This is a genomic window from Halobacillus sp. ABH2_015, assembly GCF_056158945.1.
This window is the reverse complement of record NZ_JBSWUG010000002.1, coordinates 3423838-3450227: the sequence shown is the minus strand read 5'-3', so window position 1 is coordinate 3450227 and position 26390 is coordinate 3423838. Positions and strand designations below refer to the sequence as shown.

23 protein-coding genes are annotated in these 26390 nt (G+C 49.6%); 16 read left to right on the top strand and 7 right to left on the bottom strand.

The genetic code is table 11. The features are described from left to right. Window positions 1-92: 92 nt before the first annotated feature. The 3 genes from ACXAD6_RS17780 (at window position 93) to ACXAD6_RS17770 (ending at window position 1409) form a co-directional block, all read left to right on the top strand. Entirely contained in the window at window positions 93-278 is a 186-nt protein-coding gene (locus ACXAD6_RS17780; RefSeq protein ID WP_474970045.1) for a hypothetical protein, read from the top strand. Window positions 279-366: 88 nt separating this feature from the next. Continuing rightward, window positions 367-732, top strand: a complete 366-nt coding sequence (locus tag ACXAD6_RS17775; RefSeq protein ID WP_474970044.1) for a CidA/LrgA family protein — start codon at window positions 367-369, stop codon at window positions 730-732. After that, window positions 729-1409, top strand: coding sequence for an LrgB family protein (locus ACXAD6_RS17770; RefSeq protein ID WP_474970043.1), 681 nt, complete (start codon window positions 729-731; stop codon window positions 1407-1409). The genes ACXAD6_RS17775 and ACXAD6_RS17770 overlap by 4 nt, the downstream gene beginning before the upstream one ends. A gap of 153 nt (window positions 1410-1562) precedes the next feature. On the opposite strand, the gene ACXAD6_RS17765 is transcribed toward ACXAD6_RS17770, so the two are convergent. Next, on the bottom strand, window positions 1563-2102 hold the full coding sequence (locus ACXAD6_RS17765; protein ID WP_474970042.1) for a hypothetical protein: 540 nt from the start codon (window positions 2100-2102) through the stop codon (window positions 1563-1565). A 408-nt stretch (window positions 2103-2510) separates the two neighbouring features. Here ACXAD6_RS17765 and ACXAD6_RS17760 point away from each other — a divergent pair, with 408 nt between their 5' ends. The 4 genes from ACXAD6_RS17760 (at window position 2511) to ACXAD6_RS17745 (ending at window position 7497) form a co-directional block, all read left to right on the top strand. Continuing rightward, window positions 2511-4031: a malate:quinone oxidoreductase gene (locus ACXAD6_RS17760; RefSeq protein ID WP_474970456.1), complete on the top strand. Its 1521-nt coding sequence runs from the start codon at window positions 2511-2513 to the stop codon at window positions 4029-4031. A gap of 618 nt (window positions 4032-4649) precedes the next feature. Continuing rightward, entirely contained in the window at window positions 4650-5945 is a 1296-nt protein-coding gene (locus ACXAD6_RS17755) for an acetamidase/formamidase family protein (RefSeq protein ID WP_474970041.1), read from the top strand. A 152-nt stretch (window positions 5946-6097) separates the two neighbouring features. After that, complete coding sequence (fmdA, locus tag ACXAD6_RS17750; protein WP_474970040.1) at window positions 6098-7276, top strand: formamidase; 1179 nt, start codon at window positions 6098-6100, stop codon at window positions 7274-7276. Window positions 7277-7320: 44 nt separating this feature from the next. Continuing rightward, window positions 7321-7497: a hypothetical protein gene (locus tag ACXAD6_RS17745; protein ID WP_474970039.1), complete on the top strand. Its 177-nt coding sequence runs from the start codon at window positions 7321-7323 to the stop codon at window positions 7495-7497. Window positions 7498-7601: 104 nt separating this feature from the next. Here the strand turns inward: ACXAD6_RS17745 and ACXAD6_RS17740 are convergent, their stop codons facing one another. Next, the gene (locus tag ACXAD6_RS17740) at window positions 7602-7931 is read right to left on the bottom strand and encodes a hypothetical protein (protein ID WP_474970038.1); all 330 of its coding nucleotides are present in this window, start codon (window positions 7929-7931) and stop codon (window positions 7602-7604) included. Between the two features lie 140 nt (window positions 7932-8071). Here ACXAD6_RS17740 and ACXAD6_RS17735 point away from each other — a divergent pair, with 140 nt between their 5' ends. Continuing rightward, window positions 8072-9058: an aldo/keto reductase gene (locus tag ACXAD6_RS17735; protein WP_474970037.1), complete on the top strand. Its 987-nt coding sequence runs from the start codon at window positions 8072-8074 to the stop codon at window positions 9056-9058. A 277-nt stretch (window positions 9059-9335) separates the two neighbouring features. Further along, window positions 9336-11540 (top strand): hypothetical protein, encoded by a 2205-nt coding sequence (locus ACXAD6_RS17730; protein ID WP_474970036.1) that lies wholly within the window; start codon window positions 9336-9338, stop codon window positions 11538-11540. Between the two features lie 46 nt (window positions 11541-11586). Here ACXAD6_RS17730 and ahpF read toward each other — a convergent pair whose 3' ends face one another. Both ahpF and ahpC read right to left on the bottom strand, forming a co-directional pair. Continuing rightward, on the bottom strand, window positions 11587-13122 hold the full coding sequence (gene ahpF, locus ACXAD6_RS17725; protein WP_474970035.1) for an alkyl hydroperoxide reductase subunit F: 1536 nt from the start codon (window positions 13120-13122) through the stop codon (window positions 11587-11589). Between the two features lie 15 nt (window positions 13123-13137). Continuing rightward, window positions 13138-13701: an alkyl hydroperoxide reductase subunit C gene (gene ahpC, locus ACXAD6_RS17720; protein WP_027956005.1), complete on the bottom strand. Its 564-nt coding sequence runs from the start codon at window positions 13699-13701 to the stop codon at window positions 13138-13140. A 422-nt stretch (window positions 13702-14123) separates the two neighbouring features. On the opposite strand from ahpC, the gene ACXAD6_RS17715 reads away from it, so the two are divergent. Together ACXAD6_RS17715 and ACXAD6_RS17710 are read left to right on the top strand one after the other, a co-directional pair. Continuing rightward, on the top strand, window positions 14124-14702 hold the full coding sequence (locus ACXAD6_RS17715; protein WP_474970034.1) for a copper resistance CopC family protein: 579 nt from the start codon (window positions 14124-14126) through the stop codon (window positions 14700-14702). A gap of 67 nt (window positions 14703-14769) precedes the next feature. After that, window positions 14770-15825: a copper resistance D family protein gene (locus ACXAD6_RS17710; protein WP_474970033.1), complete on the top strand. Its 1056-nt coding sequence runs from the start codon at window positions 14770-14772 to the stop codon at window positions 15823-15825. Between the two features lie 43 nt (window positions 15826-15868). On the opposite strand, the gene ACXAD6_RS17705 is transcribed toward ACXAD6_RS17710, so the two are convergent. Genes ACXAD6_RS17705 through ACXAD6_RS17695 form a run of 3 tightly spaced genes read right to left on the bottom strand, consistent with a single transcriptional unit; the run spans window position 15869 to window position 19490 of the window. Next, complete coding sequence (locus tag ACXAD6_RS17705) at window positions 15869-17215, bottom strand: GntP family permease (RefSeq protein ID WP_027956007.1); 1347 nt, start codon at window positions 17213-17215, stop codon at window positions 15869-15871. Window positions 17216-17233: 18 nt separating this feature from the next. Beyond that, window positions 17234-18769: a gluconokinase gene (gene gntK / locus ACXAD6_RS17700; protein ID WP_474970032.1), complete on the bottom strand. Its 1536-nt coding sequence runs from the start codon at window positions 18767-18769 to the stop codon at window positions 17234-17236. Next, window positions 18762-19490, bottom strand: coding sequence for a GntR family transcriptional regulator (locus ACXAD6_RS17695; RefSeq protein WP_474970031.1), 729 nt, complete (start codon window positions 19488-19490; stop codon window positions 18762-18764). The genes gntK and ACXAD6_RS17695 overlap by 8 nt, the downstream gene beginning before the upstream one ends. A gap of 203 nt (window positions 19491-19693) precedes the next feature. Between ACXAD6_RS17695 and ACXAD6_RS17690 the strand changes: the two genes are divergently transcribed. The 5 genes from ACXAD6_RS17690 (at window position 19694) to ACXAD6_RS17670 (ending at window position 26371) form a co-directional block, all read left to right on the top strand. Continuing rightward, window positions 19694-20518 carry a PRD domain-containing protein gene (locus ACXAD6_RS17690; RefSeq protein WP_474970030.1) on the top strand — a complete coding sequence of 275 codons (825 nt, stop codon included), beginning with the start codon at window positions 19694-19696 and terminating at the stop codon, window positions 20516-20518. A gap of 209 nt (window positions 20519-20727) precedes the next feature. Beyond that, the gene (locus tag ACXAD6_RS17685) at window positions 20728-22110 is read left to right on the top strand and encodes a sucrose-specific PTS transporter subunit IIBC (protein ID WP_474970029.1); all 1383 of its coding nucleotides are present in this window, start codon (window positions 20728-20730) and stop codon (window positions 22108-22110) included. 86 nt (window positions 22111-22196) lie between these two features. Further along, window positions 22197-23153, top strand: a complete 957-nt coding sequence (locus ACXAD6_RS17680) for an aminoimidazole riboside kinase (RefSeq protein ID WP_474970028.1) — start codon at window positions 22197-22199, stop codon at window positions 23151-23153. 3 nt (window positions 23154-23156) lie between these two features. Beyond that, window positions 23157-24608 (top strand): glycoside hydrolase family 32 protein, encoded by a 1452-nt coding sequence (locus ACXAD6_RS17675; protein ID WP_474970027.1) that lies wholly within the window; start codon window positions 23157-23159, stop codon window positions 24606-24608. A gap of 485 nt (window positions 24609-25093) precedes the next feature. Then, window positions 25094-26371 carry a glycoside hydrolase family 68 protein gene (locus ACXAD6_RS17670; RefSeq protein WP_474970026.1) on the top strand — a complete coding sequence of 426 codons (1278 nt, stop codon included), beginning with the start codon at window positions 25094-25096 and terminating at the stop codon, window positions 26369-26371. Window positions 26372-26390: the final 19 nt, after the last annotated feature.

The window sequence follows — 26390 nt, the reverse complement described above, 5'->3', positions numbered from 1 at the left end:
ATGTATCCGTGTTATCTCTAGTAGAGCATACGTGTGTCGTTTTTTCCAAATAAGGGAAACCGTTAGTAACACGTGTGAGGGAGGGATGGAGTTTGAATAAAACGCAGCAGATCATTTTAGGGCTGGCGATAGGAACAGCGCTGTTTATTGGGGTGCTCGCCGGGATGTCTTTCTCGGAAAACATTTTTGTCGTGATGGGTACCGGACTGGCAGCAGGATTCATCGTCCGGTTCGTTGTCCAGCGTGCGTTTACAGAGATGAATAAAAATAAATCCTGAATGCTTCCTTCCATGGCTGGCCGCCTGTTTTTCCTGAAATAGTGTTATCATAATGAAAGATTCTAACCATGGGAAAGAAGGATGTACGTTGAATAGAGTTGTCATTGTCGTCTTGCAGATTGCCGGTCTTTACGCGCTGTATCTTGCCGGGTCGTGGATCCAGCAGGCGCTTGGATTGTTCATTCCGGGCAGTGTGATCGGCATGCTGCTGTTGTTTGTACTTTTATCTTTGAAAATTATTCCGGAGCGGCTGCTCCAACAGGGCGTGGCGTTTATGATCCGTCACCTGCCGTTCTTTTTCATACCGGCAACCGTCGGAATCATCAGCTACGCCTACGTGTTTAAAGGGAAAGGCCTGCTGCTTGTTGCCATCGGTCTCTTCAGTACAGCGCTGGTCATGGCTGTCTCCGGACGGGTGACCCAGACGCTCGTCAAAAGGAGGGAGGAGGCATGAGTACCGCTCTTTTGATGATGGTGATGACAGTTGCCATTTACATGGTGACCCTGTTCGTCTACCGCAGACACAGGCGGCTGTACACAACCCCCGTCATCGTTTCTACTGCTTTGATTGTCATCATTCTATTAGTCTTTCACCTGCCATATGAAACGTATATGACCGGCGGAAAATGGATTGACCGGCTGCTCGGGCCCGCGGTCGTTGCGCTCGCTTACCCGCTTTATCAATTCCGGGACATTTTGAAAAAGATGTTCGTTCCGATTGTGACAGGAACCGTGATTGGTGCGGTGGTTGGAATCGTTTCCGGACTGCTGCTCAGCAAATGGGCCGGGTTCAGTGACCTGATCATCCATTCAATCGTTCCAAAATCGGTGACAACGCCTGTGGCGATGTCGATTTCAGAATCGACGGGCGGGGTCATGCCCCTCACAGCCGTATTCGTCATGATTGCCGGCATTGGCGGCCTTTTGATACACCCGTTCGTATTGAAAGTGAGCGGTCTGACGCACCGGATCGGCCGTGGTGTCGGCATGGGCAGCGCCTCCCACGCCATTGGAACATCCGCTTCGATGGAGCGCGATACGCTGGAAGGATCGATCAGCACCGTGGCGATGGTGCTGAGTGCTGTCATCGTCTCCATCATCGCTCCCGGTCTTACGCTGTTGTTCATGTGAAAAGGACCCTCCCTTATGAAGAGGGCGTTGATAAGAAAGAAGAGGCAGTCCAAGTTTACTTGGCATGCCTCTTTTGTCATATTCCGCGGGTATTTATAACGTTGATAGATTTTTTCATAGGAACATTGAAAAAGACTTAAAACCCAAGATTCATTATCTAATGACATCATCATTTTTATCGTAAAGCGTCACTTCTGCCGGAAAAGTATGGTCCACATCAGCAGGCAGCTTCTCATACTTCAAAAATCTTTCATCACTGGAGACATCCGATACGAATGTGTAGTTCTCATTCATTGATACAGCTTTTACGTGTTCTATTTTTAAATCAGGATTTTTCCCTGTCAGGATAGCATAACTGCCTTGATTTGTTTTTATTTCTTCGTAGGAAACGGAGTTGGAACCATATCCGGAATGGTCGATTTTATATTTCCCATTCCACCCCTTAATCAAGTGGGCATACCCAAGATCATGCTGCTGTGTTTCAAATAAAGCTGCGTAGGATGTTGTATCGTCCAATTGAACAATCGTGATCATCTCCGGCTCCACACTCCCTGATGTTCTATTCAGCCATTCCTTTATATTCTGTTGTACATCCATTTCACCAGCCTCGATGGTGTATTGGGTATTTATATACCCTGTACAACTGATAAAACTCACCGCAAGAAGAACTATGGCATATATTAATTTCTTCAAACCATCTCACCCATACCTATCAAATGTTTTTGTCAGCCTTTCTTGAGTGGGAAATTGTAGGTCGTCAGCATCTCCCATCTCTCTAAACCTTATATTCTGCAGGAATACGTTCCCATTTCTATACGAATCAATAAAGATATCGTTTCACACGGACTTCATTTATGGAAAAGGCATCCATTCGTTTTGGAATAAACCGGACAGGTTATAAGAAGAATAAGAAGGAAATGAAAAATTTTCCGGGTATGCTCGTCCGAATCGTCACGGATCGAGGTGTTTTTTCTTACATTATTCGTGTGGGGAATTTTTAGATTATCGTGACTTTTCCATCTATAAAGCGTTATCATAGAGATAACGAGTATATCTTAACAGAAAAGCGGCTGCATCCGGCGGTGGTTTTTCTGCAAAATCATAGTTATAAGGATGGTAGACATGAGCAACAGAGCAATCGAAACAGACGTGATCTTGATTGGCGCTGGAATCATGAGCGCGACACTTGGGTCGCTGCTCCACGAGCTTGCCCCGGACTGGAAGGTGACCGTGTTTGAAAAGCTCGGCCGCACAGGTGAGGAAAGCTCAAACGAATGGAATAACGCAGGCACTGGACACGCAGCCCTTTGTGAATTGAATTACACAAGCGAAAAGCCGGACGGCTCGATTGATATGACGAAAGCCGTGAAAATCAATGAACAGTTTCAAGTTTCCAAGCAGTTCTGGTCTTATCTCGTGAACAACCGCCGTATAGAAAAGCCGGAGGAATTCATCCGGCCGCTTCCACACATGAGTCTCGTATACGGAATCGAGAACATCAAGTTTTTGAAAAAACGCCATGAAACGATGGCGCAGAACCCACTTTTCAAAGATATGAAGTTTTCTGATGATCCGGAAACCTTGAAAAAATGGATGCCGTTGATTATGCAGGAGCGCACGTCGGAAGAGCCTGCAGCCGCAACGAAAGTCGATGCCGGTACGGATGTGAACTTCGGCGCCCTCACACGCAAAATGTTCGACCACCTGGAGCATGAGAACGTGACGATGAACTATAACCACAGCGTCGAAAACCTCGAGCAGACGAGCGGTGGTACGTGGAGTGTGAAAGTGAAAAATGCCAACGGGGAGACCACCCGCTACTTAACGAAGTTCGTCTTCATCGGAGGAGGCGGAGGAAGTCTCCATCTGCTTCAAAAATCGGGGATTCCTGAAGGAAGAGGCATCGGAGGTTTTCCTGTCAGTGGACAATTCCTCGTCTGCAACAAACCGGAGGTCGCAGAAAAGCACCACGCTAAAGTGTACGGCAAAGCACCGGTCGGCGCACCACCGATGAGTGTGCCGCACCTCGACACCCGCTACATCGGTGATAAGAAGACCCTTCTTTTCGGACCGTTTGCCGGTTTTTCACCGAAATTCCTGAAGACCGGATCCAATATGGACCTCCTGACATCGGTCAATGCCAACAATGTCATGACGATGCTGGCCGCCGGTATGAAGGAAATGGCCCTGACGAAGTATTTGATCCAGCAGGTGCTCCAGTCCAAGGAGCAGCGGATGGAAGCATTGAGGGAGTTCGTTCCCGATGCGAAAAGTGAAGATTGGGAGCTTGTTGTTGCCGGTCAGCGTGTGCAGGTGATCAAGGATACCGAGGATGGAGGAAAAGGGACGCTTCAGTTCGGTACTGAAGTCGTCAGTTCCTCCGATGGGACCGTCGCCTGCCTGCTTGGAGCATCCCCGGGAGCATCCACCGCTGTCCATGTCATGATTGACGTGCTGCAGCGCTGCTTCCCGGACCAGTTCGCCCAGTGGGAGCCGAAGCTGAAGGAAATGATTCCGAGCTACGGCACATCCCTTCAGAACGACCCGTCTCTCGTTGAGAAGATCCATGCCGAGACAGGCGAAGCTCTCGGACTGACGGAAAAAAAGCTCGTAATGAATTGAGGAGAGGTGACCGCCTCAGCAGCTGAATGAGAAATCAAAGCCCTTCATCTTTGTCGGATGAAGGGCTTTTTTGTATGTGGCTCTGTTATTGCTTGGTGTTGTTATTTAACATGTGAGCTTATATCACTCCTTTCTGTCATGGGATATGTATGAGGCGACCTTGGGAATGACTCCCTTTCCGTGGGGTACCGTGAGCCTCCTCAGGCAGCGCCTTCCGGGGTCTCACGATGTACCTTCATCCCACAGGAGTCTCGCCATTCCCAAGGCCGCCTCTTCAAAGAAGGGTGGTTAGAAAGGACATAACCGAAGTCCGTTACACCACTACGAAAGGGATGGCAGGGAAAACAGGTAGACTCCTGTGGGAAAAAGGAACAAGGGGAGACCCCGGAGAACGAAGTTCGAGGAGGCTCATCGTTCCCCGCGGAAAGCGGACGGTTTTCCCTGCCATCCCATGCTCTGAGTAAACAACGGACCGGACCCCTGATTCCAGACGGAGACAATTTAGTAATCATTTAAAATATCAACAACAGACTTTAACAAAGCTTTGTATGTAGAAAAGTCACTTTTATTGTAGAAATATCGGAATAATTTTACAATTTTAGAAAAGGAGGAGATCATGTGGAAGCGAAACAGACCGTGTATGTGAATACCTTTACGGACGGAGTGCTGGATCCCGGTAAAGCTATGGAATATAAAGTGAAGGACGGCGGACATATTATCGCCAATACGACGCCCGGGTGCTGGGGGCCGATGATTACGCCGGCGTTGAAGGGCGGTCATGAAGTGACGAAGCCTGTGTATGTTGAAGGGGCCGAGGTGGGGGACGCTGTTGTCATACATATCCAGTCCATAGAAGTGACGTCGATGGCCACAGCCTCCGGCAATGATCAGCCGGTGGAAGGCCGGTTCACAGGCGACCCCTTCGTCGATGGCCAATGCCCGAGCTGCGGGACGAAAAATCCGGATACGTATATCGAAGGAATCGGCCAGCAGGCGGTCCGCTGTCAAGTGTGTGGAGAAGACGTCACCCCCTTTGTATTTACGAATGCGTACACGATGGCTTTCGATGAACAGAAAGAACTTGGACTCACGCTCCACCAGGAAGCCGCTGAAAAAGTGGCCCGCGATGCCAAGGCTTACATGCGGACACCGGAGGAATCAATCCAAAACCCGGTTGTCACGTTCGCTCCCCATGATATCGTCGGAGCCGTGGCTCGTCTGCGTCCGTTTTTAGGACAGCTCGGAACTACACCCTCCCGTCCGATTCCAGATTCCCACAACGCTGGTGACTTCGGACAATTTTTGATTGATGCCCCTCACGATTTCGGCTTAACAGCTGAGGAGCTTGAAGAGAGAACGGACGGACATATGGACATCAATCGTGTCCGCGAAGGGGCTGTCCTCATCTGCCCTGTCAAAGTGGAAGGCGGAGGTGTGTATGTGGGCGATATGCATGCGATGCAGGGGAACGGCGAAATCGCCGGCCACACGACAGATGTTTCGGGTATTGTCAGCTTGAAGGTCGATGTGTTGAAAGGCGTAAATCTGGAGGGCCCGGTGCTGCTTCCGGTGGAGGAAGACCTGCCGTACCTTGCCAAGCCTTTCACAGAAAAAGAAAAACAGCGGGCCTTGAAACTTGCGGAGAAATGGCAGGTGGGACAGCTGGAGGATTCCTATCCCGTTTCCTTCATCGGAACAGGGGCGGGTTTGAATGAAGCGACAGCGAATGGCATGGAAAGGGCAGCCAGGGCTTTTGGAATCGATGTTCCTGAAGTGATGAACCGTTCCACCATTACCGGATCAATCGATATCGGCCGGCACCCTGGTGTGGTTACGGTGACGTTCCTTGCACCGGCCCACTACCTGAAAAAAATAAAACTGGAGACGATTGTAAGGGATTATTACAAGCTTTAAAGCAGATCGCCAGGTGATTGGTGACAAAATCTTCCGTTTAGATTTCCAGAAGCGGGGGAAGAAGTGTAATAATTTGTGGTATGGGGGAGGTGTATGTCCTATTTCCGGAAGTCACTGGCGCTCGAACCGATCTATGAAGAGAGGATGAGTCGATGACGAAGCAGATTTTTCAAGTCGATTTGAACAAGCGTATGGATGAACAGGATGTTGTAGGACATAATCGCTGGCACCCGGATATTCCCGCTGTCTTTTCTGTCAATCCCGGAGAATCGTTCCGTATGGAATGCCTCGACTGGACGGATGGACAGATTAAGAACAATGATGACCCTTCAGATATCAGGGACGTCCATCTCGACCGGGTGCATGTACTTAGTGGACCGGTCCACGTCAATGGCGTGGAGCCGGGAGATTTATTAGTCGTCGATATTCTCGATATCGGCACGTTTTCCTCCCATGAGTGGGGCTTTAACGGGATTTTTTCCAAGGAAAACGGCGGCAGCTTTTTGACGGATCACTATCCGGAAGCCGCTAAGTCAATCTGGGATTTTGAAGGGATTTACGCCACCTCCCGCCACGTACCGAACGTCAAATTTGCCGGCATCATCCACCCGGGCCTCATCGGTGTAGCCCCGTCCCAGGAGATGCTGGATGAATGGAACAGAAGAGAAGAAGAGCTCGTCAGCCAGGATCCGGACCGCGTTCCTCCACTGGCCAACCTGCCGACTAAGGAGAACGCCGTTGCAGGCAGTCTGAAGGGAGCCGACTTTGACCGAGTCGCCAGAGAAGGAGCACGGACAGTACCCCCGCGTGAAAACGGAGGAAACTGTGACATTAAGAATCTTTCTAAAGGTTCGAAAATCTATTTTCCTGTCTTTGTGGACGGGGCCAAGCTGTCTGTCGGTGATCTGCACTTCTCCCAGGGGGACGGCGAAATCACCTTCTGCGGCGGAATAGAGATGCCCGGATGGATCGATTTGAAGGTCGAAGTCATCAAGGACGGCATGAACAAATACCAGATTAAGAGAAATCCGGCGTTCCGCCCCGGTCCCGTGATGCCGCACTATAACGAATTCCTCGTCTTTGAGGGCGTGTCCGTCAACGAGTTTTCCGGCAAGCAGACGTATTTGGATGCCAATACGGCGTACCGCAATGCCTGTCTGAATGCCATTGAATTTTTGAAGACATTCGGATTCACGGGTGAACAGGCGTACATGCTGCTTGGAACGGCACCTGTGCAGGGGCATCTGGCCGGCGTCGTCGATATCCCGAATTCGTGCTGTACACTGGCTCTGCCGAAGGAAATTTTCACGAAAGATATTCTGCCGAAGTAGAGGAGCGGATACGTGTTGGCCCATTTTTCTTTTTTATGTGAAGCGTGCGGAGAATTCACAATCTGGATGACCGGCATGAAAGAAAGCAGGAGAGAGGCTTCCTGTCCGGATTGTCAGGGCGTTTCAAAGCGGGTTTTCAAGCCGCCGATGACGTCCAGGATGGACAGCCGCGTCAAACAGCGGATCGAAAACGGCATGGAGCCCCGGACCGTCAGGCGTGAGGACCTTCCAGCTTCACGCCCGCGGCGCCAGATAACAGCCCGGCCGTGGCAGGCTGGTCATTAAGTCAAAAAAAGCAGCTGGACGCTTGATGTCCGCTGCTTTTTCAGGCTTTCCTTTTTCGGAATCCTTCCCATGGGGAGGGTTCTTTCCATGCCCTTGCTTTGGTCAGAAACGGAGTCAATAGAGAGAGGGAGATGAATCCCGCTGCGGCTCCCAACCCGTAAAACGATCCGGGCAGCCCGAATGTGACTTTCAAGATCACAAGGACGATAGGAAGAAAAATGAAGAACAGGAAAACAGAATCATCCAGTCTCAAATATTGTTCGAAAGCACAGTGGGGACAGGCAGCCTTTCTCTCCTGCAGCAAGAGTGGCTGCTGGCTGAACGCTGCCCGAAAGCTCCATCTCTGCTTACACTGGATACACGTCGTCACGGTGTTCTCCTCCATTTCACTATTCTTTTTCTATCTATACCTTTTTCGCCTCAAGTGGAAACCTTTGCTCCTGAAGGTTCGTTTGAAATAAGATAGGAACGGATATAGAAATATAGTCTTCTAAAGGAGGAATCTTCATTATGAAAACGTTGGAAAACGCATTAAAACATAGAGTAGGTCTTGGAACCGCACCGCTTGGCAACATGTTCCGAGATGTCCCGGAGGAAGAAGCACGGGAAACGATTCAGACTGCCTGGGATCAGGGCGTCCGTTATTTTGATACGGCTCCTTTTTACGGCGCGGGTCTGGCGGAAAGCCGTCTTGGGGATGTCTTGTCCCAATATGACCGTGATGAGTACGTGATAAGTACGAAGGTCGGCCGCTACATGACGCAGGAGGAAGAAGACAAAGATGGGTTGTTTGCGCATGGACGCAATAACAAGGTCATCACGGACTATTCCGCAGAGGCAACGAGAAAATCAATTGAACAGAGCCTGGAACGTCTGAAGACGGACCGCCTCGATATCGTCTATGTGCACGACTTATCGCCGGACTTTCACGGCGACGAATGGATTTCCAAGTTTGAGGAAGCACGGACAGGAGCTTTCCGTGTGCTGTCCGAGATGCGTGAAAAAGGCATCATCAAAGGCTGGGGCCTTGGCGTGAATACGACCGAGCCAATCGAAATCGCGATGGAGCTGGAGGAAAACCGTCCGGACATCAACCTGTCAGCCATCCAGTATACCCTGCTTCAGCACGATCGTGCGCTTGAGCGTATGATGAAGACGGCGGAGGAAAAAGGCATTGATATCGTTGTCGGCGGCCCTTACAACTCCGGTGCTTTGTTCGGCGGTGACCACTTTAACTATGAAAAAGCGGGCGCAGACATCATCGGCCGTGTGAACCAGTTGAAGGAAATCGGTGATAAGCATGGTGTCCACTTGAAAGCGGCGGCCCTGCAGTTTTCTACTGCCCATCCGGCTGTGAAATCCGTCATTCCTGGATCCACACGTCCGGAACGCATTAAAGAGGATCTTGAAATGATCCAGCGCGACATTCCAGAAGCTTTCTGGCAGGAACTCGTGGAGCGCGGCTTCATTTCCCCGCAGGCACCACTACCTAAATAAACGAAAAGGGTTCATCTTATCTTTTCGGAACTAAAATAAGCGGTCGCTATTTTTATCGACAGCCTTGGGAAACCGCATCGGCGGTTTCCTTTTTTATTGCAGTGGGCGAATATCCGCCATGTTCTCGAGATGGGTGCAGATGTCTGGAAATAATGGAACCCAAAAGTTCCTCTCTACAAAGGGGAGCTTTTTTGTGGGACAAAAAGGCTAAAGCCTATTGAAAGTCTTCGGTTTATAGATGATAATGATTATCATAATCATTATGAGGAGGATAACAATGAAGCATTTGATGAAGCATATGCTGGTGACGATGGTCCTTTTTGGACTGGCTGATCTGGCTGTACATACGAAAACACAGGCGGAAGAACTTCCGGAACATTCGTACGTCGATTTTTCCAGTGACCGTTCTACATGGTTTTTCCGTACGGATGGGGGAGATAGGAGTACGGCCTTTTTTGATTTTTTCTCACCGTTTGATCCGACCGTAAAAGTGGAAGGCTATGATCCTTTAACTTCGTACGAATTGGAACATCGCTATTATTTCGGGGAAGATGACGCTCTCATGGTTCACATCGAGGATATGAAGAAAATGTACGACCCGTATTTCGATTACACGATGGAAGAGGATACGCTCCGCATCCGGCACACCGCTTTTGACAAGCTGTTAACCTCCGGCATTGGTGAACGATCTACGACGATACAGTATACGAAAAAGGTGTGGGACCTTTCGATTGATCTGTCTGAAGTAGAGGGCACTTATGATTACCGTGAGTTTCAGCCGGTGGAAGGTGGCAGGAACAAAGGCGCTGTTACGCCGGATGAGCTGATTGAGGAGGCTGGCTTTACTGGAAAATCCTTCACACTCTCGTCCGGTTCGATTGAACAGAAGGAAGGTGGTGTATATGTTCCTCTTGCATCTTTGATGGAATGGATGGGCAAAACCTCCTTTGAGGAACAAGGTTATCTGACTGTCCAGTCTGAGGGTCTGGCAGACGTGACCACTTCTGTAGACCGCCCGGATGTCGAGGTAAGTGATATTGTCGTTCCGAAGCCGTCCAATACATGGCAGGGCGGGGATGATGAGACCTACACATGGGCGGATTATATGAAAGATGTCGATGATGGCGAGCGTCAAACCGGCTGGCTGTGGCAGTCGTTTCATGTTGCTTCCGATGCTTCCTTCAAGGATGAAGATGGAGATCCTGTCCATGTGAAAGCTGACCGTATCGTGCCATTTTCCCTCTACGTGCCCTCTACGTATGATCCGGAAAAGACACGGCTGACGTATATGCTGCATGGTGGAACGGGGAATGAGCATACCCCGACCTACCGTCTGATGAAAGAGGGCATTCCTGTAGAGACCTATGCTGAAGAGTACAATTATATCCTTCTGTCTCCGAATGGATGGACGCAGAACCCGGTGTGGAGGGAGAAGCAGGCGCTTTATTCCGTAGAGCGGTCACTGGCGGAAACCCAGCAGCAGTTCCCTGTCCCGGATGATCATCTGTTCATAACCGGGAACTCCCTGGGGGGACGCGGCACGCTGGAAATTGCGGCCCGCTTCCCTGATCGTTTCCAGGCGATGGCGGCGACAGCTCCGAAGATTACGGATCGTGCTCCCGAAGGAGGGACGATGGTGAACATTGAGGGAACAGACTATGACTTGAGTGCTGTGAAGGACCTGCCCGCGCTCATTGTCCAGGGGACCGCAGATACGACCACCTCTTTCAAGGTGCAGATTGGAAGTGGAGAATCGCCTGGATCCATCGTTTCCTCCGTCATGCCGAAGCTTGAGAATGCCCGTTACATAACAGTGGAAAACGGAGATCATTCCTATTCGTATGCCGCTGTTCTTGAACCGATTTTTGATTTCTTCGAAGACCAGCTGGCAGAGGAGAATGCAGAAACTGCTGACACGGCCGTCCTTTATAAAGAAAGTGCCCGTGCCGCAGCGAATGGAGAGCAGGTAAAGCTGGATCAGAATACTGAAGTCGTAAATGGAACGACGATGGTCGCACTATCCAGCGTCAAGGAACTTTATGAGAAGAGCGCGGATGTATATCCGATTCACTTGTATGATAGTGATTCGGAGCAGCCGGCAGATTACTGGACGCTTATCGTGAACAACCAAACGATGAATCTGACCCCGGGAGAAAAAACGTACCGCATGAATATGGAGCGTTATAAAGAAGACGCTAAAGTGACCAGAAGCGGCGCCCCTGGTGATGAAGATCAGCTGGAAGCTGCCCCGGTGCTCACAGAAGCCCCTTATGAGAAAAATGGCGAGCTCTATGTACCAGCGGAAGAAGTTCTGACGACTTTAGGAGTAGACACGGCCATTCGTGAGGAAAATGCATGGCAGAAATATCGTGCTTTCTGGTTGTCAGGTGCAGCAGTCATTGTTGCCCTCATCGGCGGCTGGGTTATCTTCAGGAAACGTTCTACATCTAAGTCAGAATCGAAACAACGAAAGCAGGCATAAAAAAATCCCGCATCCTTTATTGGATGCGGGATTTTCTATAGAAAGATCAGTTGCGGATCAGATAATCGAATGCGCCAAGCGCTGCGTTGGCACCGTCTCCCATGGAGATGATGATCTGGTTATGCGGACTGTCGGTAACGTCACCGGCAGCAAACAAACCAGGAATGCTTGTAGATCCGTGTTTATCTGTAATGATTTCACCAATCTTATTCGTTTCAACATCTGTGGTGAGCCATTCCGTGTTCGGCACGAGACCGATCTGGACGAAGACGCCCTCAAGGTCCACGTGCTGTTCTTCGCCGGAAGCACGGTCGATGTACGTGATGCCGTTCACATTCTCATCGCCGGTAATTTCTGTTGTCTGGGCGCCTGTCTTCACTTCGACGTTTGGCAGACTGTGGAGACGATCTTGAAGCACATCATCAGCTTTCAACGTGTCTGCAAATTCAAGGACGGTGACGTTCTGCACGATACCGGCAAGGTCGATCGCTGCTTCCACGCCGGAGTTTCCTCCGCCGATGACCGCTACGTCTTTGCCTTCGAATAGAGGACCGTCACAGTGCGGACAGAATGCGACACCTTTGTTTTTGTACTCGTCTTCTCCCGGAACGCCGGTTTCGCGCCAGCGGGCACCCGTGGAAAGAATGACGGTTTTACTTTTCAGTACGCCGCCGTTATCAAGTTCAAGTTCAAACATGCCTTCCTCATTTTTGCGCAGATCCTTGGCACGCTGCAGGTTCATGATATCAATATCATAGTCTTTGACGTGTTCTTCAAGGCTTGCAGCAAACTTTGGTCCCTCCGTGCTTTTCACACTGATGAAGTTTTCAATCGTCATCGTATCCAGCACCTGTCCGCCGAAGCGTTCCGCTACGATACCGGTACGGATTCCCTTACGAGCGGAGTAGATTGCAGAACTCGCACCAGCTGGTCCACCACCGACGACAAGAACGTCATAAGGTTCACGCTCTGTAAATTCTTCAGCAGATGGGCCTTCACTGATTTTAGCAACGATCTCTTCAAGGCTGATGCGGCCGCCATTGAAGAATTCACCGTTAAGGAAAGCGGATGGAACCGCCATGATGTTGCGGCTTTCTGCTTCTTCTTTAAAGGCAGCACCGTCCACCATCGTATGGGTGATGCCCGGGTTCAGCACGCTCATGATGTTCAAGGCCTGTACGACGTCCGGACAGTTGTGGCAGCTCAGGCTGACAAATGTCTCGAAATGAAACTCGCCCTTGATGTTCTGGATTTTCTCAATCATCGTGTCATCCACTTTCGGAGCACGGCCGCTCACTTGAAGGAGGGCGAGGACGAGAGAGGTGAATTCATGACCGAGAGGAATGCCGGCAAACGTGATGCCCGTTTCTTCCTGAGGGCGGTTTACGCTGAAGCTTGGTGTGCGATTAAGTGTTGTGTTCTGGACAGTAATTTTCGGTGACATGGATGCAAGTTCATCGGTGAGAGCCAGCATGTCACGGGAGACTTTGTCGTCCCCCGCGCTGACTTTCAGCTCGATGTCACCTTCTAAAAGCTGCAGGTACTGTTCCAGTTGTGCTTTTATTTGTGCATCGAGAACCATGGATTAAGACACTCCTTAGATTTTACCAACTAGATCAAGGCTTGGTGTAAGTGTTTCTTCGCCTTCTTCCCATTTGGCAGGGCAAACCTCGCCTGGGTTGTTGCGAACGTATTGAGCGGCTTTGATTTTGCCGATCAGGTTATCTGCATCGCGGCCGATTCCGCCTGCGTTAACTTCTACCGTCTGGATAACGCCGTCTGGATCGATGATGAATGTTCCGCGGTCAGCAAGGCCGTCTTCTTCGTTAAGAACGTCGAACTGACGGGATAGCTGCTGGGAAGGATCCCCGATCATAGCGTATTCGATTTTACCGATTTTTTCAGAGCTGTCGTGCCAGCCTTTGTGTACGAAGTGTGTATCTGTAGAAACAGAGTATACTTCTGCACCTAGTTCTTTAAGAGCTGCATAGTTGTTCTGCAGGTCTTCAAGCTCTGTCGGGCATACGAAAGAGAAGTCTGCCGGGTAGAAACAAACAACGCTCCACTGACCTTTGAAGTTTTCGTTGGAAACGTCGATGAATTCACCTTGTTTGAATGCTTTCGCCTGGAATGATTGTACTTCTTTTCCGATTAGGGACATAGTAAAATTCCTCCTGATATAGGTAGAGATTTAACTGCAGAAAAATGGGCGCAGTTATTTATAATAATTATTATCCAGTAACTATTATTATATACATTGTTTTATTTGTCAACATTTATAAGGTTTTGTCAGAATTTCTTCTGAAGAGCTGTGTAGAGCGGTTCAGCAGAGTAGGGGATAGGTAGGGGATGGATCCCATAGAACGGGGAACATGGAGATTTTGTGACAAACGATGAGAAACTTTGACTTTGAATGATTCTATCACATAAACTTAGCTTGGTTACGGAAGTCTGTCATCACGGGATGGATGATCCGTAAAGGGATGATACCCGTTATCTCTATAGTAAAATACTCCGGCTGCAATAGCCAATCATAAGGCTTTCATTTACTTAGTCTTAATATGGAGAAAGGATGGAAAAATTATGCACAAAATTTCTACTGCGTTACTGGCACTGGTCGTCGCTCTTGGGTTGTTCACCCCGGCAGTCCATGCTCATACATCATTGGAAAACTCGACGCCCGCTGAAGGGGAGACGGTGGAAGAACCGCTGGATACGATCGAACTGAACTTCAATACAGTCATTGAAGAAGGAAGCACGCTTGAATTATCGAAAGCGGAAGGAGAGGCTCCTGCACCGTCCGAGGTGACGATCTCTGATCAGACGATGACCGCCGTGTTTGATGATGCCCTTGAAAACGGTGAGTATACCGTCAACTGGGAAATCATCGGTGCCGACGGTCATGTGATTGAGAAACAGTTCAGCTTTACTGTAGATGGACCAGCTCCTGAAGAAAACACAGAAACGACTGAAGAAGTGGTTCCTGAAGAGGAGGACGGTACAGAAACGGACACCGATGCGGAACAAACGGAAACAGATGTGGACAGCGAACAGGAAACAGAAGAGGAAAACAGCCTCCCTGTGTTCATGATTGTTGTTGCGCTCCTGCTTCTTGTCATTGTCATCGTACTTGCCGTGAAGCTGTTCAGCAGCAAGAAGTGAGTCGGTACCAATGGGGATTCTGATTGGATTGACTGAGCTGCTTTTGTACCTTTCGTTTTCCTTATTAATGGGATCTCTGATCCTGCTGCTTGTGCCGGACCATCTGAAACCTCCGGTACGCATAGATCAAAGGCTGATTCAGGCATGTGCCCTGCTGGTGACGTTCGGATCTTTCCTGCCGGTGCTGCCCATCGTCGATCTGCTTGCATCATCAAAAGGGTGGGGGAGCGCCTTCATTCAGGTGATTTTTGAGTTTGCCGTCGGACGTGCCTTTTTACTGACCGCCCTTTTCTCTATGCTCCTTCTTCTTATCTGGACAACAAAGGGTGTAAAGGAAAAAGCGGGTCTGCTCTATCTATCTTTAGGGCTTGTCGCTGCGATGACGGCTTCTTACTCGATGGCTGCTCATGCGGCATCCATCGGAGGAGCGTCCGGGCATGTGTTTCATACCCTGCATTTTCTCGGGGCATCCGTATGGATCGGCCTGCTCCTGATGGTCAGCTGGTTTGCGGTGTCTAAGAAGAACTGGGGTTCCTTTCTACGGTGGTACACACCGACGGCTGTCTTCAGTCTGGTTGTCGTGTTTGCCGCCGGGTATTTCACGATGTCCGTGGATTTGTACAGCTACGGTGCTCCAGATATGAATGCGTTGGAAGGCTATTCTCAAGCCCTGCCATCGAACTACGGTCAGGCCCTTCTCGTCAAGCACCTGTTTGTCATCGGCATCCTTTTGTTCGCCTTGATGAACGGGGTGTTGTTCCGTAAAAAAGCCGGTGATCAGCGTTTCAATCCGCTTCCGTGGACGAAGGCGGAAAGTGGGTTTGCTCTCGGCGCTTTTGCTTTGACGGCTGCCATGGGGCGGGCAGGTACCCCAAATCAGGAGGGAACGATAGGAGACGAAGCTTCCTTTTTGTACCGGGCGTTTACAGGGGAAAGCGGCTCGGAACTCATTGAAGTGACGATGTCGTTCGGACCGGTCAGCTGGATGCTCGGTCTGATCGGCTCTTTGTTCCTGCTGCTCACTATCGCTTCCGCAGTGAAGAGGCCTTCACTTGGGATAGTGACGGCTGCAGGGAGTTTAATGATTGTATCGTTTTATTTGGCTGTCATGACGGCTGTATAAAAGGAAAACCCGTACGAGGAGGATCCTCGTACGGGTTTTTTCGTTAAACAAAAAGGCTGAACAGAAGGACGAATCCAAGACCGGCAACGGAAATGATCGTTTCCAGAAGCGTCCATGTAGCGAACGTTTCCTTCATCGTTAAGCCGAAGTATTCCTTGAACATCCAGAAACCAGCGTCGTTGACGTGGGAAGCGATCAAGCTTCCGGCTCCTGTGGAAAGCACCATCAGTGCCAGGTTCACATCCGTCTGCCCGAGAAGCGGTGTGACAAGGCCGACCGTCGTCAAAGCAGCCACTGTAGCAGAACCGAGAGAGATTCTTAGAATCGCAGCAATAATCCACGCAAGCAGCAGTGGAGACATGGAAGAGCCCTCGAACATCTGCGCCACATAATCACCGACACCGCCGTCAATCAAGACCTGCTTGAAGGCACCGCCGCCCCCGATAATCAACAGCATCATACCGATTTGGGCGATAGCTGTGGAGCAGGAGTCCATCACGTCTTTCATCGGAATGTTACGAGCAATCCCCATCGTGTAAACCGCCACAAGCAGGGAGATGATCATCGCTGTGGATGCGTTTCCAATTAAGTTTATAACAGAGAGAAAACCGCCGGATTCTACACCCATGGTTTCCTGAATCAATGTAATAATTGTAGAAATAGCAATGAGAATGACGGGCAGCATAGCTGTGAAAACACTGATACCGAAGCCTGGTGTCTCTTCAAGCTTAAAGGATTTCTGTTCGCCTAAAGAAGCGATGTTCCCCTGCTTTTTGAAAGAGTCCGGGACAATTTTCTTCGCCATTTTTGTAAAAATCGGACCAGCAAGAATGACCGTCGGGACAGCAATGATAATTCCATACAGCAGCACTTCACCAAGATCTGCCCCGTACTCACCAGCGATCACTGTCGGCCCCGGGTGAGGCGGCAGGAAGCCGTGAGTGACGGACAGGGCGGCTGCCATCGGGATTCCCAGATACAAAATCGATACGCGCAGTTCTCTTGAAATCGCAAAAACGATCGGGATCAACAGCACGAGGCCGACTTCAAAGAATAACGCGATCCCGATAATGAAGGATGCGGCGACAACGGCCCATTGGATGTTCTTTTCTCCGAACTTATTGACGAAGGTCATGGCAATGCGCTGGGCACCACCGGCGTCTGTAATCAGTTTACCGAGCATAGCTCCAAGACCGAAAATCAAGGCGAGGTGGCCGAGTGTTCCGCCGAGACCGGCCTCGATGGTTGGTACAATATCCGTAAGCGGCATGCCGAGCAGGACGGCAACACCGAAGGAGACGATAATCAGGGAAACAAACGTGTTCAGTTTGAGTCCCATAATCAAGATAAGTAACGCGACAATTCCTATAGCGACCATTAATAATGGCATCGTAAACCCTCCGTTTGTTTAGTTGGTTAAGTTTCGTTGGTAATTGGCAATGGTGGCGTAGTTTTCTTCCAGAGATCTGGACAGCTGGATGAACATCGGAAGCAGCTGGCGGTATTCATGGACCGCTTCTTCCTCCGGTGTATGCTTGAAGGTGCTGCCGATCATCCCGGATACAATGTCTAGTGAATCCGCCCGGCCTGTAGCGTAGAGTCCTAGAATACAGGCTCCAAGACAGGAGCTTTCATAGCTTTCCGGCACGACAACTTCGGATTCGAAGATATCGGCCATCATCTGGCGCCACACTTCCGAGCGGGCAAACCCGCCGGTCGCCTGGATTCTTGTCACCGGTCCGTCCATACATTCCGTCAACGCAAGGAAAACGGTGTACAGGTTGTAGATGACCCCTTCCAGAGCAGCCCGGATCATGTGCTCTTTTTTATGGGATAACGTCAGTCCGAAGAAGGATCCGCGTACATCCGGGTTCCAAAGCGGGGCCCGCTCACCAGCCAGGTAAGGATGGAAGAGCAGTCCGTCAGATCCTGGTCGGACGCCTTCTGCGATTTTCGTCAGCACTTCGTACGGGTCGATGCCGAGACGTTTCGCTGTTTCTGCTTCCGATGAAGCAAATTCATCACGGATCCAGCGGAGAATCATGCCGCCATTGTTGACCGGTCCTCCGATGACCCACTGATCTTCGGTGAGCGCGTAGCAGAAAATCCGGCCCTTTTCATCGGTCTGCGGCTTGTCGATCACGGTCCGGATCGCTCCGCTTGTTCCGATGGTAACGGCGATTTCTCCTTTTTTGATGGCGTTGACCCCAAGGTTGGATAGAACGCCATCACTGGCTCCGATCACAAAGGAAGTGTTGGAATCAAGACCGGTGACCTTGGCGTATTCTTCTTTCAGTCCGGTAAACTGAGAAGTCGTGGAAACAAGCTCGGACAGTTTTTCACGGCCGATGCCGGCAACCTCAAGGGCTTCTTCATCCCAGTCGAGTTTCTCCAGATTCATCATCCCTGTTGCTGAAGCGATGGAATGATCGATCACATAGGTACCGAATAGTTTATAAAAGACATATTCTTTGATTCCGATATATTTATAGGTTTTGGAATCGATTTCAGGTTGTTCCTGGACAAGCCATGTAATTTTGCTGAGCGGGCTCATCGGATGAATCGGTGTCCCCGTTCTCCGGTAAATGTTGTGCCCGTTCCACTCGGTTTTGATTTTTTCCGACCACTTCTCACTGCGGTTGTCCGCCCATGTGATGCAGGGGGTGATCGGACTGCCGTCCTTATCGACAGCAATCAGGCTGTGCATCGCACTGCTGAAGGATACAAAGGATACGGCTTTGTCCGTATGCTTCTGTTTAACAAGTGTGACCGCTTCCAAAACAGCCTGAAAAATTTCCTCCGGGTCCTGCTCAGCTGTTGAGATGTCCGGCGTATGAAGAGGGTAGCCGACATTCGCTTTCTCCACGACATCTCCCTGTTCGGTGAACAAGACGGCTTTTGTACTGGTGGTGCCGATATCGACACCCATCATATAGTTAGTCATCGCTTTCGACTCCTTTTGAATAGATCTGCTGCGACCTCCATAAATCCTCGACACTTCCTTGGACGTCATCGAAATTTTTGTGCAGCGATTTGACCATAAGATCGCGGTCTTTCTGACGGATCGCTTCGATATACAATTCATGGTTGTTGATAATCCGGTCGAAATCGTCGTACTTTTCCTTGAAGCGCATGCGCATGGAAATGAGGATCAGGCTTTCCAGTGTCGGCTTCAGGTTCTTCCAGATCATGAGAATGTGGGAATGATCAATAGCGCGGATGATCGTTTCGTGAAACAGGACATCTTCAAATGAAAAATCATCAGCATCTTTGTACTTGATCGCAATCTTCATCATTTCCAGTGTCTTGCTCAGTTCTTTCACGAGACCTGCTGTGTCCATTTTGACGAGCCGTTCGAATACGAATGTTTCGATTAAAAGACGGACATCGTAGATTTCCTGGATTTCCTTCTCGGACAGTTCAAGAACAACCGCCCCCATCCGTTCGAGACGGATCAGGTTTTCTGATGCGAGCAGCTTCAGGGCTTCACGGACAGGGGAGCGGCTGACGGAAAATTCGGAAGCCATCTGGTTTTCGGACAGCTTTGAACCGCTTTCAATCAAACCGGCAATAATCCGGATCCGAAGCTCAGAGGCGACACGTTCGCCGGCCGATGCTTTATTCAGCCATTTTTCAGGATATAAATAAGGGATGGAATCTGTCATCGATTCACCTTCTTTAATGATTTTCGTATACTTGTTTAACTTGTATACAAGTATTATGGCATAGATCATAAAAATTGAAAACGCTTTTAATAAACTTTTTTGAAACGCTTTCTTCAGGTCCTGTGCTGATGGGGCCTGAATGTGTCATAAGGGGATACATTCGTGGTAAACTGGTAGGAGATATTATGGACCGGAGGGGCTTTATGCGCATTTTTAAAATTTTGAACAACAACGCTGTTGTGGTGTACGACGGAGGACAGGAAAAGATTGTGATGGGGAAGGGGCTTGCCTTTCAAAAGAGGCGCAACGATATCGTCCCGAAAAATAAAATCGAAAAGATCTTCCTGCTTCGGGATCAGTCATCAGAGAAGTTCCAGCAGCTGCTTTCGACTCTCCCTGAAGCTCACATAGATCTCGCTGAACGGATCATCAGCTATGCAGAAGGCCATTTGGAAGCGCCTTTGAATGACCACATTCATATTGCACTCACCGATCACCTTTCGTTTGCACTTGAACGTCTGGAGCAGGGGTTTCCGATTCACAATAAGCTGACGCATGAAATCAAGTTTCTCTATAAGAAGGAATTTGAGGCGGGGATGTGGGCAAAAAAAGAAATCAGGAAAGTGATGGGTGTTGATATTCCTCCTGATGAAGTCGCGCATATCGCGCTGCATATCCATACTGCGAAAATGGGATCTCCGTCGATGGGGGAATCGCTTCAGACAGCGACGGTCCTCAGGGATGTCGTTGAGAAAGTGGAAGAGACTGCAGGGATTACGATTGAAGAGACAAGTATCAATTATCAGCGCCTGGTCACCCATCTGCGCTTTGCACTGAGCCGTGTGGAGGAAGGCAGTCAGTTCGAACCGATTGACGAAGATATGCTCGAATTGATAAAAATGAAATACAGCGACGCATTCCGGACGTCTGAAGAAGTGGCAGACTTCTTGAAAGCGGAGTACAATATCGATTTTCCAGAGTCTGAAATCGCCTATATCGCCCTCCATATTCAGCGTTTAATGAAGTGATTGTTTTTAATTGAAAATGGTTGACGACAGCGTTTTCACCGTATAGAATAGGAGTCAATCCAAAGTTCAATAATGTAGGATTGTTACTGCGGAAGCAGGCAAGACCTAAAATGTGTAAAGAAGCATAGGTGTATCCTTTTTCAGGGACCTATCTGCATTCTTTATGCGTTTTAGGTCTTTTTTATTGGAAAAATAAAGGAGGAATCACCATGAATCACAAAGAAGTTGCTGAACAGCTTGTCCCACTGCTTGGTGGAAAAGAGAACATTGTCAGCGCCACTCACTGTGCCACTCGTCTACGCCTTGTTATGGATGATGAGAGCAAAATAGATAAATCGGCTGTGGAAGAACTTGATGGAGTCAAAGGGGCGTTCTCAAGCTCCGGCCAATATCAAGTGATCTTCGGAACAGGAACCGTGAATAAAGTATTCGCCCACTTCGGCCCGCTTGTAGGCGCGTCCATGGGGGAGGAAGAGGAAAAGAAAGACGCCTCTGTTTCCCATAAAGATGCAGCGAAAAGCAAAATGAACCCGTTCGCCCGTTTTGCGCGGACCCTTTCCAACATCTTCGTTCCGATCATCCCGGCGATCGTAGCTGCCGGTATGCTGATGGGGCTGCTCGGCTTAATGCGTACGTACGAATGGATGGATCCAGCAAGTGGATTGTTTGTCATGCTGGATATGTTCTCCTCAGCGTCCTTTATCATTCTTCCGATCCTGATCGGTTTCAGTGCAGCCAGGGAATTCGGAGGAAACATGTACCTCGGTGCGGTTATCGGGGGAATTATGACCCATCCGGCCCTGTTAAACCCTTGGGGGCTTGCTGATGCCCAGCCGGAAACCCTTGATTTCTTCGGCTTCGGCGTTGAAATGCTCGGTTATCAGGGTACGGTTATCCCTGTTCTGTTGACGGTTTACGTCATGTCCTGGCTTGAAAAGAATTTCCGTAAGATCGTTCCGAACGCGGTCGATCTTCTGCTTACCCCGTTCCTGACTGTTATTTTCACCGGTTTCGTAGCGCTTCTAGTTGTAGGACCGCTCGGCCGTGCGCTTGGGAATGGATTGACAACCGCTCTTGATGTCGTTTATGAAACGGCCGGTCCGATTGCCGGACTGATCTTCGGGGGCTTGTACTCTACGATCGTACTGACAGGGGTTCACCACAGCTTCCACGCCATTGAGGCGGAGCTGTTGAATAATGTCGGCGGAAACTACCTGCTTCCAATCTGGGCGATGGCCAACATTGCTCAAGGGGGAGCGACACTTGCCGTCTTCTTTAAAACACGCAACAAGAAAACGAAAGAAATCGCTCTTCCAGCTGCTATCTCCGCATTCCTCGGGATAACAGAGCCGGCGATCTTCGGTGTGAACTTGAAGCACCGCCGCCCGTTCATCGGTGCAGCTATTGGTGGTGCGCTCGGCGGAGCTTACGTCGTCTTCACCAAAGTGATGGCAAACGGTATCGGTCTGACAGGTATACCGATGTTTGCGATTGCGCAGGACCCGATCAACTACGGCATCGGCTGTCTGATCGCTGTCGGCGGTGCGGTTACTGCCACTCTTCTTCTTGGATGGAAGGAAGAAGCGAAGTAAACCCCTTTTTTTCAAGTCCTTACCAGCTTGTCTGGTAGGGATTTGTTTCGTATGATTCATACAAAGGTTCAAAGGAGGAATTAGTGATGAAAAATGGTGTCATCTCGCTCGGTGAAGCGTTAATCGATTTTATTCCCTTGGATAAAAACAATGTGAATTACCAGAAAAGTCCCGGCGGTGCTCCGGCCAACGTGTCGGTCGGTCTCGCAAGACTCGGGGTTCCATCCACGTTCTTAGGGAAGGTCGGCGATGATGTTCTCGGACGGTTCCTGAAGACCACCCTCGAAGATTTCGGTGTGCAGACCCACGCCATGCCGTTGACGGGTGATGTGCGTACAGGTGTGGTGTTCGTAACGAACGCGGAAGACGGAGAACGCAGCTTCGATTTTTATATTCATCCCAGTGCAGATCAGTTTTTAGAGCGCTCCGATCTTCAGGAAGCTGACTTTGATACACACAAGGTGCTTCACTTCGGTTCCATCTCCATGATCGGAGATACGGTAAAAGATACGACGAAGCGGGCTGTGGAGCTGGCCAAAGAAAACCGGATGGTGATTTCCTATGACCCCAACCTGCGCATGATGCTTTGGCCATCTGAAGAACAGGCCCGCGAAACGATCATTTCCATGCTCGGGGAAGCGGATATGCTTAAGCTTTCTGAAGAAGAGCTGGCATTCATTACGGGAGAAAAAGAGATCACGCCCGGCCTGAAAGCTCTCGAGAAATATGAAATCCCTCTCGTTCTCATTACGATGGGCGGGGACGGAAGCTATGTTTCTACGAAAGAAGGCGTCGAGCACGTTCCGGCTATGAAAGTAAAAGCGGTCGATACAACAGGGGCTGGAGATGCGTTTGTCTCCGGTATGCTTTATCAGCTGAACCGCTATGAGGGGAACATGGAGGAGCTGACGCTTTCGGAAGCTGTGAAAATGGCAGAGTTTGCATCCGTTTCCGGAGCACTGGCTGCATCGACAAAGGGAGCGATGACGGCCCTTCCGACTATCGAAGAAGTTCAAACACGCCTTCATCAGTCAGGAGAGTAACCGATGTCTAAAGATCAAGAACTGCGAAAGAGCGCTTATGAAGAAATCGAAAAGCATCAGTCTCTAGTAGAGAGTGATCCGTATCGTCTCCATTACCACATCATGCCTCCGGTCGGACTGTTGAACGATCCGAACGGCTTCATTCAGTTCCAGGGCACGTACCATCTGTACTATCAGTGGATGCCGTATAAAACCGACCACGGTGCTAAACTGTGGGGGCATTATTCGTCTGAGGACCTTGTCCACTGGACGCATGAAGAGATCGCTCTGACCCCGTCCGAGTGGTTTGAGAAAAACGGCTGCTATTCCGGCAGTGCCATCGAGCATGACGGAAAGCTCTATGCCTTTTACACAGGAAACGTCAAAGATGAAAATGGAAACCGGGAATCGTACCAGTGTCTCGCTGTATCCGAAGACGGCATTCAATTTGATAAAAAAGGTCCTGTCGCCCATCTGCCTGACGGCTATACCGCCCACTTCCGCGATCCTAAAGTATGGAAGCAGAACGGCCGCTGGTTTATGGTCATCGGCGCTCAGACGGAAGATGAGAAAGGGGCAGTCGCTCTATTCACCTCACAGAACCTGATGGACTGGACCCATGCCGGTATTCTTGCCGGCGCTGGTCAGGCACCTCTCGGGGAGTTCGGGTATATGTTTGAGTGCCCGGATTTATTTGAACTGGATGGACGTGATGTGCTTGTCTTCTCTCCGCAGGGACTGGAAGCGGAAGGGATGAACTATCAAAACGTTTATCAAGCCGGTTATGTGACAGGTACCTTCGATCCGGAAGAAGGGATATACGAGCATGGTGCATTTACAGAGCTTGATCACGGTTTTGACTTTTACGCGCCGCAGACGACCTTGGATGCGCACGGCCGCCGGCTGATGTTCGGCTGGATGAGTGTACCGGACCAGAATGAGCAGGATCACCCGACGATTGCCCACAAGTGGCTGCACAACATGACGCTTCCGCGGGAATTAACATGGCAGGACGGTCAGCTGTACCAACAGCCGGTTCAGGAATTGGAAGCACTCCGTCAGGGAGAAGCCGTTGAACATCAGGTCAGCCTCCACAACGAGAGCCGTACCTTGGACGGTGTTCATGGGAAGGTCGTTGAACTGATGATGAGTGATATCGACGTTGCAGAGGGCTGGATGAGTGTGGCCATCGGTGGAGATGCAAGGATTCTATATTCCAGCGATCAACAGGTGCTCACCCTGGAACGTCAGAGCTATGTGGATGGAACCGTCGAAAAGCGCCAGGTCGAAGTACCGCAGCTTGATAGTCTGAGGATATATGTAGATACGTCCTCTATCGAAGTTTTCGCTAATGATGGTGCCTGCGTGATGACCGCCCGGTTCTATCCATCTGTTCAGGACACGAGCATTCGTTTCAGCAGTTCAGCAGCTGCAAGCTTCTATCTTCACAAATGGAACCTTGCAAAAGTTTTCTAGGTATATAGATGTGCAAAAGACAGACGGGACCCGTCTGTCTTTTTTTATGTCTTATTTCCTATAAAGCGCTTCACATTGTAATGGTTATAAACGGCTTGAAAACACTGATATGAAAGGATTTAATCGTAATTCTACCATTCTCGGAAAAGAACAAACATTCGTTGGAATATTGGTTCTTTATATTCAATTCATAAAAATTAAGAAGGGGTATAAAGGACGTATGAAACTGGATTTTAGAATCATTTAAATGGAATTTTATTACAACGCACATCCCTCTTCTCCCCTAATTTTACATTTTGTGCAATCCTTTGCACAGTAGTGGGGAAATCGCTGTCATCCTTGTGAAAGGTGCCCTTTCATGACTTTTGGCATAAGCGTGAATGGCAGGATTTCCGGCGTTGACCACCCCTGTTTTACCACGTAAAGTTAAGACGTGTTCCGGAGCACACTTCATATACTTAACAATTCTGGAGGGGAAAGAAAACATGAAACGAAATCATTCGATCTTATCTAAACTGGCGCTTTCTGCTTTTATCCTGACCGGCACGTTTGCCCAGCTCCCAACAACTTCTCACGCAGCATCCACAGATGACACACCTGTGTGGTCCCGTGAAGACGCGCAGAACTTCACGTTAACAGACGAAAACACAGCCCCAAACATTGATTCCTTTACTGATGTTGCCCCGGACTATTGGATCTGGGACACATGGCCGCTTCGTAACCGTGATGGTTCTTTCGCCAAGATCAACGGGTACTATGTACAGTTCGCGCTGACAGCGAGCAAAGAATACACATGGGGCGGCCGCCACGATCATGCGGAAATCCGCTACTTCTATTCTAAGAACGGTAAAGATTGGGAAATGGGTACGGTCCCTTATGACACGGACAAGGCGCTTGGTTACCGCCAGTGGGCCGGATCAGCTATGATGGAGAAAGACGGCACGATCCACTTGTTCTACACGGCTGCAGGACGTAAGGATGAAGGTCCGACATTCGAACAGCGTCTGGCTAAGACGACATTTGAAATGGATTACGACAACAAAGAAGGTTTCCAGGTAACAAACAATGGCGACCACCAGATTCTTGCTGAAGCAGATGGCGAGTATTACGAGACACAGGAACAAAAGACCGGAAGCATTATCTATTCTTTCCGTGATCCTTGGTTCTTCCAACACCCTGAAACCGGCGAAGAATACATCATCTTCGAAGGAAATACCGGTGGCGATGAAAAGACACTCGAAGAGAAACACATTGGTGATGTAGACGAAGACGTTCCTGCCGGCGCTGAAGACTATAACGGAAATGTCGGGATTGCTAAGGCAGAAAACGAGGATCTGACAGAATTTGAATTAATGCCGCCTCTTCTTGAAGCGAATGGTGTGAACCAGCAGCTGGAACGTCCACACGTTGTCCAGAAGGGTGATGACTATTACTTGTTCACGATTACCCATGAGTTCACATTTGCTCCTGGAATTGAAGGTCCGGATGGTCTTTACGGCTTCCACGCCAACTCCCTTTTCGGTGATTACGAGCCGATGAACGATACGGGGCTTGTTATAGCCAACCCGGCTGAAGATCCATTCCAGGCATACTCCTGGGCTGTGCTTCCACACGGACAGGTGATCAGCTTTGTGAACGAATACCATGATGAAAATGGAAACTTCCAACAGGGTGGATCCTTTGCCCCAACGCTTAAACTGAAGTTGAAAGGTGATACTTCTGAAATTAAGCGTGAGATGGGTGAAGGTGAAATTCACGGGTAAGTTTTGATGAACAAAGCCG

Excerpts from the sequence above, each read along its gene's own strand:
- ACXAD6_RS17770 (WP_474970043.1), top strand. The coding sequence starts at position 729 with ATGAGTACCGCTCTTTTGATGATGGTGATGACAGTTGCCATTTACATG.
- fmdA (WP_474970040.1), top strand. The coding sequence starts at position 6,098 with ATGACGAAGCAGATTTTTCAAGTCGATTTGAACAAGCGTATGGATGAA.
- ACXAD6_RS17735 (WP_474970037.1), top strand. The coding sequence starts at position 8,072 with ATGAAAACGTTGGAAAACGCATTAAAACATAGAGTAGGTCTTGGAACC.
- ACXAD6_RS17730 (WP_474970036.1), top strand. The coding sequence starts at position 9,336 with ATGAAGCATTTGATGAAGCATATGCTGGTGACGATGGTCCTTTTTGGA.
- ahpF (WP_474970035.1), bottom strand. The coding sequence starts at position 13,122 with ATGGTTCTCGATGCACAAATAAAAGCACAACTGGAACAGTACCTGCAG.
- ahpC (WP_027956005.1), bottom strand. The coding sequence starts at position 13,701 with ATGTCCCTAATCGGAAAAGAAGTACAATCATTCCAGGCGAAAGCATTC.
- ACXAD6_RS17715 (WP_474970034.1), top strand. The coding sequence starts at position 14,124 with ATGCACAAAATTTCTACTGCGTTACTGGCACTGGTCGTCGCTCTTGGG.
- ACXAD6_RS17710 (WP_474970033.1), top strand. The coding sequence starts at position 14,770 with ATGGGATCTCTGATCCTGCTGCTTGTGCCGGACCATCTGAAACCTCCG.
- ACXAD6_RS17705 (WP_027956007.1), bottom strand. The coding sequence starts at position 17,215 with ATGCCATTATTAATGGTCGCTATAGGAATTGTCGCGTTACTTATCTTG.
- gntK (WP_474970032.1), bottom strand. The coding sequence starts at position 18,769 with ATGACTAACTATATGATGGGTGTCGATATCGGCACCACCAGTACAAAA.
- ACXAD6_RS17695 (WP_474970031.1), bottom strand. The coding sequence starts at position 19,490 with ATGACAGATTCCATCCCTTATTTATATCCTGAAAAATGGCTGAATAAA.
- ACXAD6_RS17690 (WP_474970030.1), top strand. The coding sequence starts at position 19,694 with ATGCGCATTTTTAAAATTTTGAACAACAACGCTGTTGTGGTGTACGAC.
- ACXAD6_RS17685 (WP_474970029.1), top strand. The coding sequence starts at position 20,728 with ATGAATCACAAAGAAGTTGCTGAACAGCTTGTCCCACTGCTTGGTGGA.
- ACXAD6_RS17680 (WP_474970028.1), top strand. The coding sequence starts at position 22,197 with ATGAAAAATGGTGTCATCTCGCTCGGTGAAGCGTTAATCGATTTTATT.
- ACXAD6_RS17675 (WP_474970027.1), top strand. The coding sequence starts at position 23,157 with ATGTCTAAAGATCAAGAACTGCGAAAGAGCGCTTATGAAGAAATCGAA.
- ACXAD6_RS17670 (WP_474970026.1), top strand. The coding sequence starts at position 25,094 with ATGAAACGAAATCATTCGATCTTATCTAAACTGGCGCTTTCTGCTTTT.